This is a genomic window from Halosimplex yunnanense, assembly GCF_054504345.1.
Map to the genome: position 1 here is coordinate 194,330 of NZ_JBTJEL010000030.1, position 18,154 is coordinate 212,483.

Here is an 18,154-nt window from a genome sequence, read left to right on the forward strand (position 1 = left end):
CACTACGTCACGCGACGGCCGAACCGTACACGTTTGGTGGGCTGTTTATTAAATATCTCACGAACCGTACCATACGGACGGTCGTCGCTGCCGCGCTCCGCAACGGCCCCGCCGGGAGTCCTCGCGGACGGGACGCACCGCTGAGACAGCACCATCCATGACAGAGAGCGACCACGTCGACACGAGCAAACGGATCCACAGGCAAACGGGGCGGACGTTCTACGTCGCGACGAAGTTGCTCCCCGAGCGGGTGCGCGAGGCGACGTACGTCCTCTATGCCTTCTTCCGGGTCGCCGACGAAGTCGTCGACAGACCCGACGACCCGGACCCGGACGCACAGCGCCGCCGTCTCGAAGCGATGCGGGCGATCGCCCTCGGCGAGTCCCCCGACCACGCCGAACTACCGGAGGACGAGCGGGCAGTGCTGGAAGCGTTTCGGACGCTGGCCGCCGAGAAGGGGATCGCCGACGAGGAGATCGAGGTCTTCGTCGACGCGATGTTGCAGGACGTCGAGACGGCCCGATACGAGACGTACGAGGACCTTGAGGCCTACATGCGCGGCTCCTCCGTCGCGGTCGCGAACATGATGATGGCCGCGATGGAGATGCCGGAGGCCGAGCGCGAGCGTGCGCTCCCACACGCGAGAGCGCTCGCCGAGGCGTTCCAGCTCACCAACTTCCTGCGCGACGTCCGCGAGGACATCCACGACTACGGTCGCGTCTACGTGCCACAGGAGACGCTGGAGCGCTACGGCGTCAGCGAATCGGACCTCGCCGAGGCGCGGGTCAGCGACGGCTTCGTCGCGGCAATGCGTCACGAACTCCAGCGCACCGAACGGCGCTACCGGGAAGGCGTCGCGGGGATCCGGTTGCTCCCCGAGGACTGCCAGTTCGGCGTCCTGCTCGCGGCGGTCTTCTACGCCGAACACCACCGGCTCATCCGCTCCCGCGGGTACGACGTACTCAGCGAGACGCCCGAACTCGGCCGGCTACGCCGGGGTTACCTGCTCGTCCGGACGTGGGTTCACTGGCGGCGCCACCGCGACCCCGAGGCGGTCTTCTACGCCGTCAGTGGGATCTCCCGGGGCGGCGACGGCGACGGCGTCGAGGCCGACGGTATCGCGAGCCACTCTGTCTGACCACTGGACGATTCGCGGACAGATATTTTCGACTCGGCTGTCTCACGGGCTTACTGCCCGCCGAGCGACACCGCGAGGATACTGCTGGCTAGCCGTGCCACCGGCTCTGTCGGACTGTGACTCGACTGCGAAAAGGCTGCGTCGCGAGTCTACCGGCCGCGGTTCTCGTTGCTGGAGAGGCTCGGGCGCGTTCGCTCGGAGCCTTTCCCGCGCTTGTTGAGGCCGCGGTTGCGGCGGCCGGCGCTGGTGAGGCCGCGCAGCGCGCGGTCGGTGTGCTGGTCCTCGCAGATCCAGTTGAGGTCGTCGTCGTTCTCGATCGCGGGGTGCTCGGGGTCGACGAGGATCACTTCGAACCACTTCTGGCTGCCGTCCTGTCCGACGGGGTAGGAGTTGAGCACGCGCAGGTTCGGGTAGACGCGGGTCGAACGCTCCTCGGCGACGCGCTGGAGGTTCTTCCGGCGGGTGATCCGTGTGACGCCCTGCCGCTTCGAGCGGCGACCGGCCGTGAAGCGCTGCTTGCGGGCGCCGCCCTTGCGGATGCTCGCGCGGACGACCACGATGCCCTGCTTGGCCTTGTAGCCGAGCGAGCGGGCGCGGTCGAGGCGCGTCGGTCGCTCGATGCGCTCGATGGCGCCTTCCTCGCGCCAGTCCTGTTTTCGTTGCCACTGCAGTTCCGCTAGCTTGCCGTCGTCCGGGTCCTTCCAGGCGTCCCGGATGTAGGTGTAGAAGCTCTTTGCCATGGGTGTTCACCGCCGGGCGTTGCGTGGTTCAAGGGCGGGCCCGAGGGCCGCACGCCTCACATCCCGACCTGCACAGGCAGGTGCCCGCTGGTGCCCGACCGCCCAGCGAGTTGCTTCCGAGTTCCGCGTTCGCGCCCTTAAGGGATCCGAACTCGCCCGGCGGAGAACGTGTCTACGGCCCAACGTATGTCATACGTACATTATTATATGTTTGTATTTTACCCAGAAAGACACGATGGACCGCGACGATCTTTTGGGGGGACTCGAAGACGCGGGGCTGACGTCGTACCAGGCGGACGCGTACCTGACGCTGCTCGACATGGGGGTGTCGCCGGCCGTCGACGTGGCCCGGAACTGCTCGATACCGGTGCCGCGGATCTACGACGTCCTGAACGAACTGGAGCAGATGGGCTACGCGGAGACGCTCGACAGGGAGACGCTCCACGCGCGGGCTCGCGAGCCGGCCGAGTTCGTGCAGGACCTCCACGAGCGCAGCGACCGGATCTCGGAGGTCGCCGAGGAGATCGAGGAGCGCTGGGAGGCGTCGCCGCTGGGGGACAACAAGATGAACGTCACCAAGCGGGTGGAGACGGTCGTCGACCACGCCGAGGACCTGATCCGCGAGGCCGACTCGACGGTCGACCTCGCGCTCACCGACGAACAGCTGGTGGCCTACGAGCGCGCCCTCGCGGACGCGATGGACAACGACGTGGTCGTCCGAGCGTCGGTCGTCCCAACCCAGGGCATCGACCTCGCGAACCACCCGGTCGCAGACCTGGTGACCGAGATCCGCGAACGGCCATTGCCCGGTCCGTTCTGCGCGCTGGCGGACCGGACCCGGGCGTGTCTCGCGCCCACGACGCGGATGCCCGAGCCCTACGGCGTCGTCGTCGACGACGACATCGTCCCGTTCATCTTCCGGTGGTACTTCCAGACGTGCCTCTGGGAGGTCTGGGAGACGGTCTCCCGCCGATCCCAGGACCAACCGGTCTACGTCTGCCTCGAAGCGTTCATCCGGGACGTCTACCCCCTCTGGTGGGACGACGCCGTCGTCTCGGTGACCGTCAGCGGCACCGAGACCGATTCGGGGCGCGAGCGGGAGGTCTCCGGCGTCCTCGTGGACGTCAGCTACTCCGCCGAGTCCGCACGGACGCCGGAGCATCCGACCCTGCTCGAACTCGCCGGCCAGGCCACGGTCACGCTCTGGACACCGAAGGGGACCTGTACGGTCGGGAGCTGGGGCGCGCTCCTCGAAGACCTCGAAGCCCGGCGCGTCACCGTCGACGCGATCGAGTGGTCGACGCCGTAGCACCGCTCCCGCCCGCCGTGGCCGGGTCGGAGTGAAGCCGACCCTGCCCCGTCCACGGCGCTTCCGTTCTCACAGCATCGCCCAATAATGTCAACCTATAATATCTTGTGGAAGTATAAACTAATTGTATTAACTTGAGTAAAAATGTGCGACCCCCGCGGACGACGCGGAGTGCTGTCCGGTGTCCACGGGAAATCCGTCATCGCACTATCTAGACGGCACTTTGATATATCGGAATTTGTACCATGACTTATCGGAATTAGTTCATAGTTTTCTCGAATCGAGTATGGTGGGTTAGAGGGCCTGAGTGCTTAGTTGTAGCCCGATCCTCTAAACTACGTTGTTCTTACTTCTCGGACTAGGAAAATATTTTATACCGGTAACTCGATGTAGGTGACACACACCACTCGGTGTGTAACGGAGGTCGAAATGACAAACGAACAGCAACCCCACAAGGGGGGACGAGAGGAATCGCTATCCACGGAGTCGAGTGGGGGCGGCGGGGGACCGTCCCGACGCGACTTCCTGAAGGGCAGCGCAGCGGCCGGCGCCATCGCGCTCGGCGTCGGCGCGGGGGCCATCGGGTCGGCGTCGGCGGGGATCCCGACGCCGCGGCTCCACCGCGACGGCAACCTGATCAAGGACCCGGACGGCAACACGGTGACCCTCCGGGGAGTCAACATCGCCGACCCCAAGCGGATCAACGTCACCGCGCAGGCGAGGGGGAAGACCGCCGTGCAGGTGATCGACATGCTCACCGACGCGAGCAACGGCTGGTACCCGCGGATGATCCGCGTGCCGGTCCAGCCCGTCGACATCGGCGAGTACGAGCCCGGTTCGGGTCCGCCCGTCCCGGCGTTCGATCAGACGCAACTGGAGAGCTACCTGACGAACCACCTCGACGAGGTGGTCCAGCGGTGCAAGGAACGCGGCGTCTACTGCATCATCGACTACCACCGCCACCGCGACGTCCAGTGGGCAGAGGGCCAGAGCGGCCCGGTCAACGCGGACCTCCAGGACGAGGTCGACATGTTCTGGGACACCGTCGCGCCGCGGTACGCCGAGGACACTCACGTCCTCTACGAGGTGTACAACGAACCCACCGAGCCGGGGATGTGGGAGGACCCGACCACCACGCAGTGGGTAGCCGACGTCTGGGACCTCTGGCTCGAGATGGCCCAGCCGTGGGTCGATACCATCCGGAGCCACGCCGACAACCTGATCCTGATGGGGTCGCCAAGCTGGTCCCAGAGTCCGGAAGGGGCGCTCGTCGAGGAGTTCGACGGCGAGGACATCGCCTACACGTACCACATCTACCCCGGGCACAACTCCAGTCGCGCTCAGGACTGGGAGGACGCCTCCCGCAACGGCGAGGGGGTCGCCGGCGTCTACGAACAGGCGCCGCTGTTCGTCACCGAGTTCGGCTGGGAGGAGAACGGCGGCCAGTACATCGGGGGGACCGACGAGTTCGGGAACGCCTTCCACGACTTCCTCGAGAAGAGCCCGGCCATCCACTGGACGGCGTGGACCGCCGACCCCGTCTGGCGCCCGGTCATGTTCGATCGCCCGTTCGCCGAGAACGCCGACGACTCCGTCGGCGACCCGTACAACGGAACCGTTCCAGAGGTCTGCTCGGACCTGCCCTGCGAGTGGTCGCTCACCACCGGCAGCGGCGCCATGGGCGACGACGTCAAGAGCTGGCTCGAACAGTACCGCAACGACGGGGTCCCCGGCGAGGGCACGGTCACCGCGACGCCGCCGGGGACCGATACGGACACCGACACACCGACCGACACGGACACCGATACGCCGACGGACACGGATACCGACACCCCGACAGACACCGACACGCCGGACACGCCGACGGACACGCCGGCAGCGGACGCACTTGTCGTCAACGACTACGACGGCGACCCGGCCTGGAGTTCCCACCGCAACGACCTCGGTCAGTGGTGCGGTGCCGGCTCGTTCGAGAACGGCGGCGGCGAGGTCTCCGGCGGCGCGCTGGTGCTGGAGTACGACAACGGCGGCTGGTTCCAGGAGCAGATCAACCAGTCTGTCACCGACTACTCGACGCTCGTCTTCAGCGTCAGCGGCGCCAACGGCGGTGAGGAATCAGAGGTGCTGTTCGACATGGGCGGGGTGCGGACGCTCCTGTCGAACGTCACCGACGATTCCATCGGGACGAGCACCTCGGAGGTGACCGTCGACCTCGAATCAGCCGGGGTCGATCGCTCGTCGTCGTCGCTGTCGCTCCGGCTGAACTTCTGGCAAGGGGGAGCCAGCACGCTGGAGATCGACGAGATCCGACTCGAATAGCGCGACAACTACCCACACCCTACCACACCGATGACAGACCACGATTCACACGATAGCGGACGATCGACGAACGATTCACCAGACAACACGCGGGCGACGAACGGCTCGGGGTCGAGCGGATTCTCCAGGCGGAGCGTCCTGAAGGCCACGGGGGCAGCGGCCGTTTCGGCCGGGTTCGCCAGCACGCTCATGGGCTCGGCCGCGGCGGTCGGGATCGACACCCCGCCGCTCCACCGCGACGGCAACCTCCTGCGCGACCCGAGCGGTAACCAGGTGATCCTCCGGGGTGTCAACATCGCCGACCCGGCCCGCTGTGCGCGCAGCTGGCGCGGCAAGGACGCCATGGGCGTCTTCGACAAGGCGACCAACACCGACGACTCGAACGACGGCGGCTGGTACAACCGGATCGTCCGCATCCCGACCCAGCCCCAGGACATCGCCGATGCGGGCACCGGTAGCGTCGGCAGCATGCCCCACAACGACGACTGGGGGCCGCTGCTCCCCGGCCAGCTCAGCGAGTCCGACCTGGAGACGTACTTCTCGTCGTACGTCGACCCGCTGGTCGACGCCGCCGAGGAGCGCGGGCTGTACGTGATGATCGACTACCACCGCCACTTCCCGATCTTCCACCAGCCCCAGCACGAGGAGGACATCGGCGACTATCAATGTGGCAGCGAGTCCTTCGATGACGACCTGGGCTTCTGCGGTGAGCGCGGCGTCCTCTGGCACTCCGACGACCAGGCCTCCGAGCTCGACGGCTACACCGAGGAGTACGCGGCCGAACTCGACGACGAACTCCACATGTACTGGAACTTCGTCGCCCCGCGCTACAGCGACCGCTCGCACGTCATCTACGACGTGTACAACGAGCCGACGGGGCCGTACGCCGGCGACTGGGGCTCGCCGACGTCGATGCCTTCGACCGGCGAGGAAGGCGAGGGCAACCCGTCCTACGACGCGCCCGAGAACGAGCAGTACTGGGACATGTGGGTCGACCGGGCCCAGCCGTGGATCGACACGGTCCGCGAGCACGCCGACAACCTGCTCACCATCGGCTCCCCGCGGTGGAGCCAGCTGACCTACTGGGCGCCGGGCAACGAGTTCAGCGGCGAGGACATCTGTTACACGGGGCACGTCTACACCCACGACGGGATGCGCCCGCTCTCGGACTCGTTCGGCACGCCCGCCGAGCAGGTGCCGGTGTTCTTCAGCGAGTTCGGCTGGGCCGAGGGCGGCGGCCGCGACGGCTTCAACTTCCTCGAGGGGACGGCCGACGAGTACGCCGACGACTTCGCGAACTTCATCGAGAACTACCCGGTCCACCCGATCTGCTGGAACTTCGACCACACCTGGGAGCCCTCTTTCTTCGTCCACGAGACGAGCCAGGACGGCAGCTGGGAGATCCACGACTACCAATCGCGGCCCGGCCAGTGGTGGCAGGAGTTCCTCTACGAGCACCGCAACGACGACCTGCCTCAGGCCGACGACCCGACCGACACCGCGACGGCGACCACGACACCCGGCACGGCGACGCCGACGGCCACGCCGAACACCCCGACCGACACGCCGGACACGCCGACTGACACCCCGGCTGGGGACGCGCTGGTCGTCAACGACTACGACGGCGACCCGGCGTGGTCGAGCAACCGCAACGATCTGGGCCAGTGGTGCGGCGCCGGTTCCTTCGAGAACGGCGGCGGCGAGGTCTCCGGCGGCGCGCTGGTGCTGGAGTACGACAACGGCGGCTGGTTCCAGGAGCAGATCAACCAGAGCGTGAGCGACCGTCAGTCGCTCGTCCTGCGGCTCAGCGGCGCATCGGGCGGCGAGGAGTCCGAAGTGCTGTTCGACATGGGCGGGGCGCGGACGCTGCTCGCCAACGTCACCGACGACAGCGTCGGCACGAGCGCGTCGGACGTGACCGTCGACCTCGAATCGGCGGGGGTCGACCGCTCGTCGTCGTCGCTCTCGCTCCGGCTGAACTTCTGGCAGGGCGGCAGTAGCACGCTGGAGATCCACGAGGTACGGCTGGAGTAGCGACGGTACGGACGCCGGCGGCGACCGGGGACCCGGATGTCCGGTGATCCGCGGTCGACCGGTCGGCTTCGAAGCTTCCGACCGTGGGGGGATCACACGCTCCACGTCACACGACGGGCGAACGAGAGGGGAATGCGGCCACGCGGTGGCACAGCCGGGCGGCGGGGGATGCAGCCGGGAGGACGCGACCGGGCAGTGGAGGACGCACCCGGACAGACGGGCCGGTCCGACGGGGGGACGACCGGCCCGGGGGACTGCAACCGCCCCGAGGAGGGGAGACGCCGTCCGGCGTCGCCGCGGTGGCCGCAGGTCGGTCGTGACGAGTACTGCAGCCACATCGCACAGCGACTCGACCGATTCGACCCGCCGACCGGCGGTCCCGGCAGGCGGGCCAGACGACGCGAGCTATGACACATCAGGACGATTCACGGACAGCGGACGACGAACAGCGCGACGACCGGCTCTCGGACGCGGAGGCGCGCTACGAGAGTCCCATCGGGACCCCGCAGTCGCGGCGGCGGTTCCTCGCGGCCAGTGCCGCGCTCGGCGTCGGGGGCCTCGCGCTCGGCGGGGGGTCCGCGGCGACTGCGCCCGTCGAGGAGAAGTGCAACACCGAGGACTACGGGCGGATCGACGTCGCCGACGGCTTCGCACTGCTGGACAACCAGTGGGGCAACGCCGGGGCCGACCAGTGCATCCGGCTGAACGAGGACGGCAGCTACGGTTACGACTTCGACGCCTCGGACACCGGCGGCGGGATCAACTACCCCGAGGTGCTCGTCGGCACCAAGCCGTGGGGCACGGACACCGGGGTCGACGAGTTCCCGATCCGGCGCCGGAACGTCGACGAGCTGGTCCTCGACGTCGAGGCGGAGTACAGCCAGTCCGGCGGCGAGTGGGACTGGGCCGAGGAGTGGTGGCTGATGGACCAGCCGCCGAGCCAGGAGACGGAGACCCACCAGTACGAGGTCATGCTGCTGTTCGACTGGAACGACCAGCACGACCACGGAGGGGTCACCGTCGAGGGCGCGTGGACGGACCAGTACGGCAACACCGTCGACCACTGGACGACCTACGGCTCCGGGGGGACGGACGCGACGTTCTACATCTTCCGGATACAGGGGGGCCACGACGGCGGGAAGGTCGACATGACCGAGATCGTCGACTACCTCACCGCCGAACACGACGTCGACGAGGACCTGTGGCTCTCGGGGGTCGAACTCGGCAACGAGTACTGGGGCGGCTGCGTCGGCGAGACGACCTACGAGACTTTCGACGTCACGATCAACGGGACGACCTACACTAGCGGCAGCGACGGACGGCAGACCGCGACGCCCACCGCGAGTCCCTCTCCCACCCAGACGGACGACCAGACCGACGCACCCACCGACACGCCGGAGGACACGCCCACGGCGACGGACACGCCCGGGGACGGACCCGGCGACGCGCTGGTGGTCAACGACTACGACGGCGACCCGGCGTGGTCGAGCAATCAGAACGACCTGGGCGAGTGGTGCGGCGCAGGCTCCTTCGAGAACGGCGGCGGCGACGTGCAGGACGGCGCGCTCGTCCTCGAGTACGACGACGGCGGCTGGTTCCAGGAGCAGATCAACCAGAGCGTCACCGACTACTCGACGCTCGTGTTCGAGGTCAGCGGCGCGAGCGGCGGCGAGGAGTCGGAGATCCGGTTCAGCATGGGCGGAACGTCCGCGTTGCTCGCCGCGGTGACCGACGACTCCGTCGGGACGAGCACCTCCGAGGTCGCCGTCGACCTGGAGGCGGCGGGCGTCGACCGCTCGGCGTCGTCGCTGTCGCTGCGACTGAACTTCTGGCAGGGCGGCAGTAGCACGCTCGAAATCGAGGAGATACGGCTCGAATAGCGCGGCAGGGGACGCGAACAGCGCGACGAACGACGACAGACCAACGGACACACATGACATCCGACGACGTGACATCCGACGGACAGGAGAACGGGGAATCGACACCGACAGACGGGCGAAACGGGGCGACCATCGGGACGACGACGCGGCGGACGGCGCTGAAGAGCATCGGCGCGGCCGCGGCGGCGAGCGCGCTCTTCGCCGGGCAGGCCAGCGCCGGCGTGCCGACGCCGCGGCTCCACACCGACGGCCGCTGGATCCGCGACCCCGAGGGCAACGAGGTCCAGCTCCGCGGGATGGCCACGGCCGACCCCGGGTTCTACCGGCAGTACCACCCGAAGTCCTTCGAGGAGGTGCTGCGGCGGGCGACCGACACGACGGAGGGGTGGAACCCGAACGTAGTCCGCCTGCCGTTCACGCAGGACAGCGTCGACCACTTCGGGATCGACACGCTCGTCGAGGAGTTCATCCGCCCGTCGGTCGACATCCTCGCCTCCCGGGACGTGTACGCGCTGGTGGACTTCCACCTCATCCGGCCGTACACGCAGGAGGCGACCGAGACGTACAACTCGAACAACGACGACACGCTCGCGCCCATCGACGACGTGATGACGACCTTCTGGGAGGCCGTCGCCCCCGAGTTCGCCGACGACGAGCACGTCATCTACGAGCTGTTCAACGAGCCGACCCAGCCGACGATGTACGGGGACGACGCGGGCGCCTGGCAGACGTGGCGCGACGCCGCCCAGCCGTGGGTCGACCTCGTCCGCGAGCACGCCCCCGACACCCCGATCATCATCGGGTCGCCGCGGTGGACCTCGGTGACCCACATGGCCCCGGAGTATCCCTTCGAGGGTGACAACCTGATCTACGCGGCGCACATCTACCCCGACAACGGCGCGCCCTCGGAGTTCGACCAGTACTACGGCGAACCTGCAAACGACGTGCCGGTCGTCGTCACGGAGTTCGGCTGGGACCCCGAGGGCGGCAGCGTCGACCAGGGGACCACCTCCGGGTGGGGCGAGCCGTTCCGGCAGTGGGCCGAGGGCTACGAGAACATGGGCTGGATCTCGTGGTGTTTCGACGACTCGTGGGCGCCGACGTTCTTCGACTCGCCGGGCATGGGAGCGGCCGACGACTGGACGCTGAAAGACGGCGACGAGCAGATGGGCGGCTACATCAAGACCTGGCTGGAGGAGACGAAAGCCGATAGCGTCCCGGCGAGTCAGATCGACGACTCCACGGCGCCGCCGGCGCCCGGAAACCTGACCGCGACCGGGGCGACGGAGATCAGCGTCGACGTGTCGTGGGACGCCGTCACCGACGAGGGCGAGGCCGGCCTCTCCCACTACAACCTCTCCGTCGACGGGACCGAGACGACCGAGACGCTTCCGGGTACCACGTCCGCGACGGTGTCCGGGCTGGAGCCGGCGACGAGCTACGAGATCGCCGTCACCGCCGAGGACGACGCCGACAACGAGTCGACCCCCGCGACGGTCACCGCCGAGACCATCGCGACCGACGCCCAGCAGTCCGCCTACGACGGACCCCACGAGATCCCCGGTCGAGTCGAGGCCGAGGACTTCGACGAGGGCGGACAGGGGATCTCGTACTACGACACGACCCCGTCGAACAAGGGGGGCGCGTCCTACCGCGATACGGCCGTCGACGTCGGCACGGCGGCGAACTCGGGGTACAACGTCGGCAACATCGCGGCCGGCGAGTGGCTGGAGTACACCGTCCAGATCGAGTCCGGTGGCACCCACGAGACGCACGTCAACGTCGCGGCCGGCAACGGCGGCGGCGGGACGCTCCGGATCGACGTCGACGGCGAGACGGTCGCGACGCAGGACGTCTGGCAGACCGGCGGCTGGTCGAACTGGCAGGCGGTCCGCGTCGGGGACCTCGACCTCCCCGAAGGCGAACACATCGTCCGGATCACCGCCGAATCTGGCGGCTGGAACCTCGACTGGATCGAGTTCGGCGAGTCCAGCGGGAGCGGCGACCAGCAGGCCCCGACGACGCCCGCGAACCTCTCCGTGACCGGCACGACCGAGTCGTCGGTGTCGGTGTCGTGGGACGCCGCCAGCGATTCCGGTGGCAGCGGCCTCGACCACTATGTCGTCTCCGTCGACGGCTCGCAGGACCAGACCGTCGCTGCTGGCACGACGAGTGCGACCGTGGAGGGCCTCGACGCGGGGACCTCCTACTCGATCGGCGTCACGGCGGTCGACGGCGCCGGCAACGAGTCCCCGACGGCGGCGGTCAGCGCGACGACCGGTGGCTCCGGCGACGGCGACCAGCAGGCGCCCACCGCGCCCACGAACCTCTCGGTGGCCGGGACCGCGACGGACTCGGTGACGGTCTCGTGGGACGCCTCCAGCGACTCGGGCGGCAGCGGTCTCGACCACTACGCCGTCTCGGTCGACGGCTCGCAGGACCAGACGGTCGCTGCGGGGACCACGGAGGCGACCGTCAGCGGCCTCTCGGCCGGGACCACCTACTCGATCGCCGTCTCGGCGGTGGACGGCGCCGGCAACCAGTCCGCCACGGCGACCGTCGAGGCGACCACCGACCAGTCCGACGACGGCGGATCGGACGACGCGCTGGTCGTCAACGACTACGACGGCGACCCCGCGTGGTCGAGCAACCAGAACGACCTGGGCGAGTGGTGTGGCGCCGGGTCGTTCGAGAACGGCAGCGGTGAGGTCTCCGGCGGCGCGCTGGTGCTGGAGTACGACAACGGCGGCTGGTTCCAGGAGCAGATCAACCAGTCTGTCACCGACTACTCGACGCTCGTCTTCAGCGTCAGCGGCGCATCGGGCGGCGAGGAGTCCGAAGTGCTGTTCGACATGGGCGGCGTGCGGACGCTGCTCGCCAACGTCACCAGCGATTCGATCGGCACCAGCACCTCCGAGGTGACCGTCGACCTCGAATCAGCCGGGGTCGATCGCTCGTCGTCGTCGCTGTCGCTCCGGCTGAACTTCTGGCAGGGCGGCAGTAGCACGCTGGAGATAGACGAGGTCCGCCTCGAATAGACACGCGACCGACCTGCTCTCACCGGTCGGCCGTCCCGTTTCGGCGGGCGTCGGCCGGTGGGGATCCACCGAGATTCATGACACCTGAAGACCACACGCACGAACCGCACGACGACGAAACGACCGGCGACGCTCGACCGGCAGACGACGGTGAGGGGGGACGATCGGCCCCGCTGTCCCGGCGGCGGGTCCTGAAGGCGGGGACGGCGATCGGGGCGGGCGCGGTCGCGGTCGGCCTGGGCTCCCGGGCGTCCGCGACGACGGCGACCGACCCGTCCGATCTCGACCTCTACCTCCTGTTCGGCCAGTCGAACATGGAGGGACAGGGGCCGATCGAGGAGCAGGACCGGGAGACCAACGACCGGATCCACGTCCTCGCGGACAAGGACTGTCCGAACCTCGAGCGGGAGTACGGCGAGTGGTACCTCGCGGAACCGCCGCTCAACCGGTGTTACGGGCGGCTCGGCCCCGGCGATTACTTCGCGAAGACGATGATCGACGAGGTGCCCGAGGATCGCGGCGTCGGCCTCGTCCCGGCGGCCGTCAGCGGGGCGGACATCAAGCTCTTCCAGAAGGGCGCGCCCATCGGTCGCAACGGCCGGGACATCCCCTCGCAGTTCGACGGAGCCTACCAGTGGCTGGTCGACCTCGCCGAGACGGCCCAGGAGGTCGGCACCATCAAGGGCATCCTGTTCCACCAGGGCGAGACCGACACCGGTGATCAGGAATGGACCGCCGACGTCAAGGGGATCGTCGAGAACCTGCGCTCGGATCTCGAGATCGGCGACGTCCCGTTCCTGGCGGGCGAGATGCTCTACGAGGAGCAAGGCGGCTGTTGTGCCTTGCACAACTCCGAGGTCAACGAACTCCCCGACGTGATCACGAACGCGCACGTCGTCTCGGCCGAGGGGCTGGAGGGCCAGGACGAGGCCCACTTCACGACCGAAGCGTACCGGGAACTCGGGGAGCGCTACGCCGAGGAGATGCTCGAACACGTCGATCCCGGGGACGGCTCCGGGACAGCGACGGGGACCGAGACGCCGGACACACCGACCGATACCGACACGCCGACGGACACACCCACCGACACGCCGACGGACACTGCCACGCCGGAACCGCCGACCGACACCCCGGCTGGGGACGCGCTGGTGGTGAACGACTACGACGGCGACCCGGCGTGGAGTTCCCACCGCAACGACCTGAGCCAGTGGTGCGGTGCCGGCTCGTTCGAGAACGGCGGCGGCGAAGTCTCCGACGGCGCGCTCGTCCTCGAGTACGACAACGGCGGCTGGTTCCAGGAGCAGATCAACCGCGACGTCTCCGAGTACGACACGCTGGTGTTCGAGGTCAGCGGCGCCAACGGCGGCGAAGAGTCGGAGGTGCTGTTCGATATGGGCGGCGTCCGGACGCTCCTGTCGACCGTCACCGGTGACAGCGTCGGCACCAGCGCCTCGGAGGTGGCCGTCGACCTGGAGGCGGCGGGGGTCGACCGGTCGTCGCCGTCGGTCCGGCTGAACTTCTGGCAGGGGGGATCCAGTACGCTCGAAATCGCGGAGATACGGCTCGAATAGGCACGCGACCGGCACAGGCACACGACCGAACAGCGGACAACTGAGTCATGGCAAGGGACGAACACCGCAGCGAGACACGAACAGGGGGATCGACCGAGAACGAGGCGGCGAGGGATGCAACCGACGCCGCCGAGGCAGGGGACGCGCCCGACGAGGCAGCCAACACGTCCGACGAGGCGGCCGGCGCACTGGCAACGATGGACCGGCGTGGCTACCTCAAGGCGTCGCTGGCCGCGGCGGCAGCGGCCGGGATCGGGAGCGCGGCGACCGGGACCGCGTCCGCGGAGACGGCCGACACGTCCAAAACCGTCGACGAGCGCATCCAGGAGCACCGGACGGGCGACCTGGACGTCGTCGTCGAGAACCCCGACGGGACCGCCGTCGCCGACGCCGAGGTCTCCGTCGAGATGGTCGAACACGAGTTCGGCTTCGGGACGGCCGTCAGCGCCGACGCGCTGATCAACGAGTTCGGCGAGGGCGACAACTACCGCCAGTACATCCCCGAACTGTTCAACAAGGCCGTCCTGGGGAACTACCACAAGTGGCGCTTCTGGGAGAACGACGGGCAGCTGTCCGACGACGCGACGGACTGGCTGCTCGACCAGGGACTGGACGTGCGCGGCCACACCTGCATCTGGGGACGCGAGGGGGTCGCTGCCATCCCGTCGGACGTGCAGACGGCGATCGACGAACGGGACGCCCAGACGATCCGCGACCGCTCGATGCAGCACATCGAGGACGTCATCACCCACTACGGCGACGACCTGACCGAGTGGGACGTCGTCAACGAGGCAATGCACGCCTACCAGCTCCAGATCGGTGTCTACGGCGACCAGATCGACACCGAGGAGCCCTGGAACGGCGAGGTCGTCCCGTGGACCTCTGAGCTGCTGGCCGACTGGTACAGCAAGGCCGCGTCGGTCATCGAGGAGAACGATCTGGACGTGGGCATCGCGGTCAACGACTTCAACCTGTTCCCCTACTCGTACGCGGACGGCCGGTACGAGTCGGAGATCGACCACCTCAACTCGAACGCCGCGCAACTTGACTCGGTCGGGCTGCAGACGCACGTGGCCGCCTGGCAGGGCGAGTTCAACACCAACAGCGACCCGGACGGCCGGATCGACGCGAGTCAGGTCGTCGCAGAGATCAACAAGTGGGCCGACCACGGCGCGCGCGTGAAGATCACGGAGTTCGACACCTACGGCGGCGACGACTGGAACGGAGACCAGGAGCGCGCCGACGTGCTGGAGAACTACCTGCGGGGGGCGTTCAGCCATCCCGGCGTCGACGACTTCGTGATGTGGGGCTTCTGGGACGGTCGACACTGGCAGGACGAGGCGCCGCTGTTCTACGACGACTGGTCGCGGAAACCCGCCTACGACGTGTGGACCGGGCTGGTCTACGACGAGTGGTGGACCAGCGACAGCGGGACCACGGACGGTTCGGGCACCTACGCGACGACGGCCTTCCTCGGCGAGCACGAGATCACCGTCAGCACCGACAGCACGTCGACGACCGAGACGATCAGCGTGACGGACGCCGCGGGGACGACGACGGTCACGGTGACCGTCGAGGGCGACGGCGAGGGCCGAGAGGACACCCAGCCCCCGACGACGCCGGCGAACCTCTCGGTCACGTCGACGACCGACTCGACGGTCACCGTCTCGTGGGACGCCTCGACCGACAACGGCACCGCGGGACTCGACCACTACGCCGTCTCGGTCGACGGCTCGCAGGACCAGACCGTCGGCGCCGGCATGACGACCGCGACGGTCGACGGCCTGTCGGCCGACACGTCCTACCAGATCGGCGTCTCTGCGGTCGACGGCGCCGGCAACGAGTCCGACGCGGCGACCGTCGAGGCGACGACAGACGCGGCCGACGACGGCGGCGAGACCGGCGACGCGCTGGTCGTCCACGAGTTCGACGGCGGCGCCTACCCCGGGTCGAACGACCTGGGGAACTGGGCCGGTGCCGGGAGCTTCGCGAACGGCGACGGCTCGGGGACGGTCGCCGACGGCGCGCTCCGGCTGGAGTACGACAACGCCGGCTGGTTCGCGAGCAACGTCGGCCAGTCGGTCGCCGACCGTCCGATCCTGCACCTCCGCGTCCGCGGCGACGTGGGCGGCGAGGAGTCCCAGTTCCGGCTGAAGGTCGGCGGCACCGAGGACCTGCTCGCGAACCTCACCGACGACGCCATCGGCACCGAGTGGTCGACCGTCTCGGTCGACCTCGCGGCGGCCGGCGCCGACCTCGCCCAGCCTAACTCGGTGCGGTTCAACTTCTGGGAGGGTCACGCCGGCGCGGTCGAGATAGACCGGATCGCCTTTGCAGCGGCGAGCGAGTCCGGCGCTGCGAGCAGCGAATCGGCCGGCGGGGCCGAGGGGGCTGACTCTTCCGGCGGGGTGAGCGACACGCCTTCCTGAACGACGGCATCGACCCTCGCGAGACGCATCGACTCGGACGACAGACCGACCACACCACCACGACACAGATGAGCCACGACGACACGACTTCGAACGCACAGGACGGCGAACAGCACGGCGAGACGGCGGGCGGCGACGACGGAGCGGGCGCCCGGTTCTCGTCCGGCCGGCGGACGGTCCTGCAGGCGATCGGCGGGGGCGTCGCCCTCGGCGCAGTCGGGGCGCTCGCGACGACGCCGTCGAGCGCGGCGGGCGCGGACTTCGGCGACGGCGTGAACCTGATGCCGCCGTACTACTGCAGCGGCGACCAGGACCTCGGCTGGGACCTGATGGGCGAGTACCCCGACATCGAGACGGTCCGCATCGAGATCGAACCCCCGTCGATGGGCGAGAGCCAGTCCACGATGGACGACGCCAAGCGCTGGATCGACGAGGCCTACCAGCACGGGTACGACGTCCTGGCGACGTACCACCACCACCCGCACAACGGCTCGGCGGACCCGTCCCACCTCCAGAACGCGGCCGACTGGTGGGTCGAGCAGTACGACTACCTCTCGCAGGACGCCGAGTTCACGATCAACCTGATGAACGAGTGGGGCAACCATCAGGTGACCGCCGACGAGTACGCCTCGGCGTACAACGACGCGCTCTCGACCGTCCGCGACGGGACGGACTACTCGGGACCGATCGTCTGCGACGCGCCGGGCTGGGGGCAGGGGACCTACCGGCTGGCCGACGCCGTCGAGTCTATCGACGACGACAACCTGATCCTCTCGGCGCACGTCTACCCTGTCGGCTGGAACGCGACGACGGGGGAGTACCTCGCCGCCGAGGACCTAGACGTCCTGGACGAGACGGACTACCCCTGCATGGTCGGGGAGTTCGGAAGCATGCCCGAGAACAGCGACGGCCAGGCCGACTGGTCGGCCATCGTCGACCACGCCAACGAGCTGGGCTGGCCGGTGATCGGCTGGTCCTGGAACGGCGACGGCACCAGCATGAACATGGCCGACCCCTACTGGGGCGACGACTGCAGCGCCGACGAGTACGCGACGAGCGACTACTTCGACGTCGTCTACGACAAGCTCGGCGATAGCGGTGGGACCGCCACGGACACGCCGGGCACCCCGACGGACACCGATACCCCGGACACGCCGACCGACACCGACACGCCGACGGAGACACCGGAGACGCCCACCGACACGCCGGAAGCGGGACTGGTCGTGGATAACTACGACGGCGACCCCGGCTGGTCCTCGAACCGCAACGATCTGGGCCAGTGGTGCGGCGCCGGGTCGTTCGAGAACGGCGGTGGCGAGGAAGTCGACGGCGCGCTCGTACTGGAGTACGACAACGGCGGCTGGTTCCAGGAGCAGATCAACCAGTCCGTCACCGACTACTCGACGCTGGTGCTGCGCGTCAGCGGCGCCAGCGGCGGCGAGGAGTCCGAGGTGCTGTTCGACATGGGCGGGGTGCGGACGCTCCTGTCGAACGTCACCGACGACTCTATCGGCACGAGCGCGTCGGACGTGACCGTCGACCTCGAATCGGCGGGCGTCGACCGCTCGGCGTCGTCGCTGTCGCTCCGGCTGAACTTCTGGCAAGGGGGAGCCAGCACGCTAGAGATCGAGGAGGTGCGACTGGAGTAAGCGAGGTCCCTGCGACGACTCCCGTACCCCACCGGGCGCGTCGAGTG

Annotated in this window: 11 protein-coding genes; 10 read left to right on the forward strand and 1 reads right to left on the reverse strand. The window is 68.4% G+C overall.

Going from position 1 to position 18,154, the window contains the following annotated elements:
* Positions 1-157 precede the first annotated feature (157 nt).
* On the forward strand, positions 158-1,138 hold the full coding sequence (locus tag AB2U09_RS05370) for a phytoene/squalene synthase family protein (RefSeq protein ID WP_459191664.1): 981 nt from the start codon (positions 158-160) through the stop codon (positions 1,136-1,138).
* Between the two features lie 149 nt (positions 1,139-1,287).
* Here AB2U09_RS05370 and AB2U09_RS05375 read toward each other — a convergent pair whose 3' ends face one another.
* A complete protein-coding gene (locus AB2U09_RS05375; RefSeq protein WP_459191665.1) occupies positions 1,288-1,878 on the reverse strand; it encodes a 50S ribosomal protein L15e in 591 nt (196 codons plus the stop codon).
* A gap of 235 nt (positions 1,879-2,113) precedes the next feature.
* Here AB2U09_RS05375 and AB2U09_RS05380 point away from each other — a divergent pair, with 235 nt between their 5' ends.
* From AB2U09_RS05380 to AB2U09_RS05420, 9 genes are all read left to right on the forward strand, one after another.
* Entirely contained in the window at positions 2,114-3,187 is a 1,074-nt protein-coding gene (locus tag AB2U09_RS05380; RefSeq protein ID WP_459191666.1) for a TrmB family transcriptional regulator, read from the forward strand.
* 429 nt (positions 3,188-3,616) lie between these two features.
* Complete coding sequence (locus AB2U09_RS05385; protein ID WP_459191667.1) at positions 3,617-5,506, forward strand: cellulase family glycosylhydrolase; 1,890 nt, start codon at positions 3,617-3,619, stop codon at positions 5,504-5,506.
* Between the two features lie 30 nt (positions 5,507-5,536).
* Entirely contained in the window at positions 5,537-7,540 is a 2,004-nt protein-coding gene (locus tag AB2U09_RS05390; protein ID WP_459191668.1) for a glycoside hydrolase family 5 protein, read from the forward strand.
* A gap of 195 nt (positions 7,541-7,735) precedes the next feature.
* Positions 7,736-7,951 carry a hypothetical protein gene (locus AB2U09_RS05395; RefSeq protein ID WP_459191669.1) on the forward strand — a complete coding sequence of 72 codons (216 nt, stop codon included), beginning with the start codon at positions 7,736-7,738 and terminating at the stop codon, positions 7,949-7,951.
* Entirely contained in the window at positions 7,948-9,420 is a 1,473-nt protein-coding gene (locus tag AB2U09_RS05400) for a GH12 family glycosyl hydrolase domain-containing protein (protein ID WP_459191670.1), read from the forward strand. Before AB2U09_RS05395 ends, AB2U09_RS05400 begins: the two co-directional genes overlap by 4 nt.
* Positions 9,421-9,473: 53 nt before the next feature.
* Positions 9,474-12,458 carry a fibronectin type III domain-containing protein gene (locus AB2U09_RS05405; RefSeq protein ID WP_459191671.1) on the forward strand — a complete coding sequence of 995 codons (2,985 nt, stop codon included), beginning with the start codon at positions 9,474-9,476 and terminating at the stop codon, positions 12,456-12,458.
* Positions 12,459-12,535: 77 nt separating this feature from the next.
* A complete protein-coding gene (locus AB2U09_RS05410) occupies positions 12,536-14,029 on the forward strand; it encodes a sialate O-acetylesterase (RefSeq protein WP_459191672.1) in 1,494 nt (497 codons plus the stop codon).
* A gap of 47 nt (positions 14,030-14,076) precedes the next feature.
* Positions 14,077-16,458, forward strand: a complete 2,382-nt coding sequence (locus tag AB2U09_RS05415) for an endo-1,4-beta-xylanase (RefSeq protein ID WP_459191673.1) — start codon at positions 14,077-14,079, stop codon at positions 16,456-16,458.
* 68 nt (positions 16,459-16,526) lie between these two features.
* Positions 16,527-18,107 (forward strand): cellulase family glycosylhydrolase, encoded by a 1,581-nt coding sequence (locus AB2U09_RS05420; protein WP_459191674.1) that lies wholly within the window; start codon positions 16,527-16,529, stop codon positions 18,105-18,107.
* Positions 18,108-18,154 lie beyond the last annotated feature (47 nt).

Excerpts from the sequence above, each read along its gene's own strand:
- AB2U09_RS05370 (WP_459191664.1), top strand. The coding sequence starts at position 158 with ATGACAGAGAGCGACCACGTCGACACGAGCAAACGGATCCACAGGCAA.
- AB2U09_RS05375 (WP_459191665.1), bottom strand. The coding sequence starts at position 1,878 with ATGGCAAAGAGCTTCTACACCTACATCCGGGACGCCTGGAAGGACCCG.
- AB2U09_RS05380 (WP_459191666.1), top strand. The coding sequence starts at position 2,114 with ATGGACCGCGACGATCTTTTGGGGGGACTCGAAGACGCGGGGCTGACG.
- AB2U09_RS05385 (WP_459191667.1), top strand. The coding sequence starts at position 3,617 with ATGACAAACGAACAGCAACCCCACAAGGGGGGACGAGAGGAATCGCTA.
- AB2U09_RS05390 (WP_459191668.1), top strand. The coding sequence starts at position 5,537 with ATGACAGACCACGATTCACACGATAGCGGACGATCGACGAACGATTCA.
- AB2U09_RS05400 (WP_459191670.1), top strand. The coding sequence starts at position 7,948 with ATGACACATCAGGACGATTCACGGACAGCGGACGACGAACAGCGCGAC.
- AB2U09_RS05405 (WP_459191671.1), top strand. The coding sequence starts at position 9,474 with ATGACATCCGACGACGTGACATCCGACGGACAGGAGAACGGGGAATCG.
- AB2U09_RS05410 (WP_459191672.1), top strand. The coding sequence starts at position 12,536 with ATGACACCTGAAGACCACACGCACGAACCGCACGACGACGAAACGACC.
- AB2U09_RS05415 (WP_459191673.1), top strand. The coding sequence starts at position 14,077 with ATGGCAAGGGACGAACACCGCAGCGAGACACGAACAGGGGGATCGACC.
- AB2U09_RS05420 (WP_459191674.1), top strand. The coding sequence starts at position 16,527 with ATGAGCCACGACGACACGACTTCGAACGCACAGGACGGCGAACAGCAC.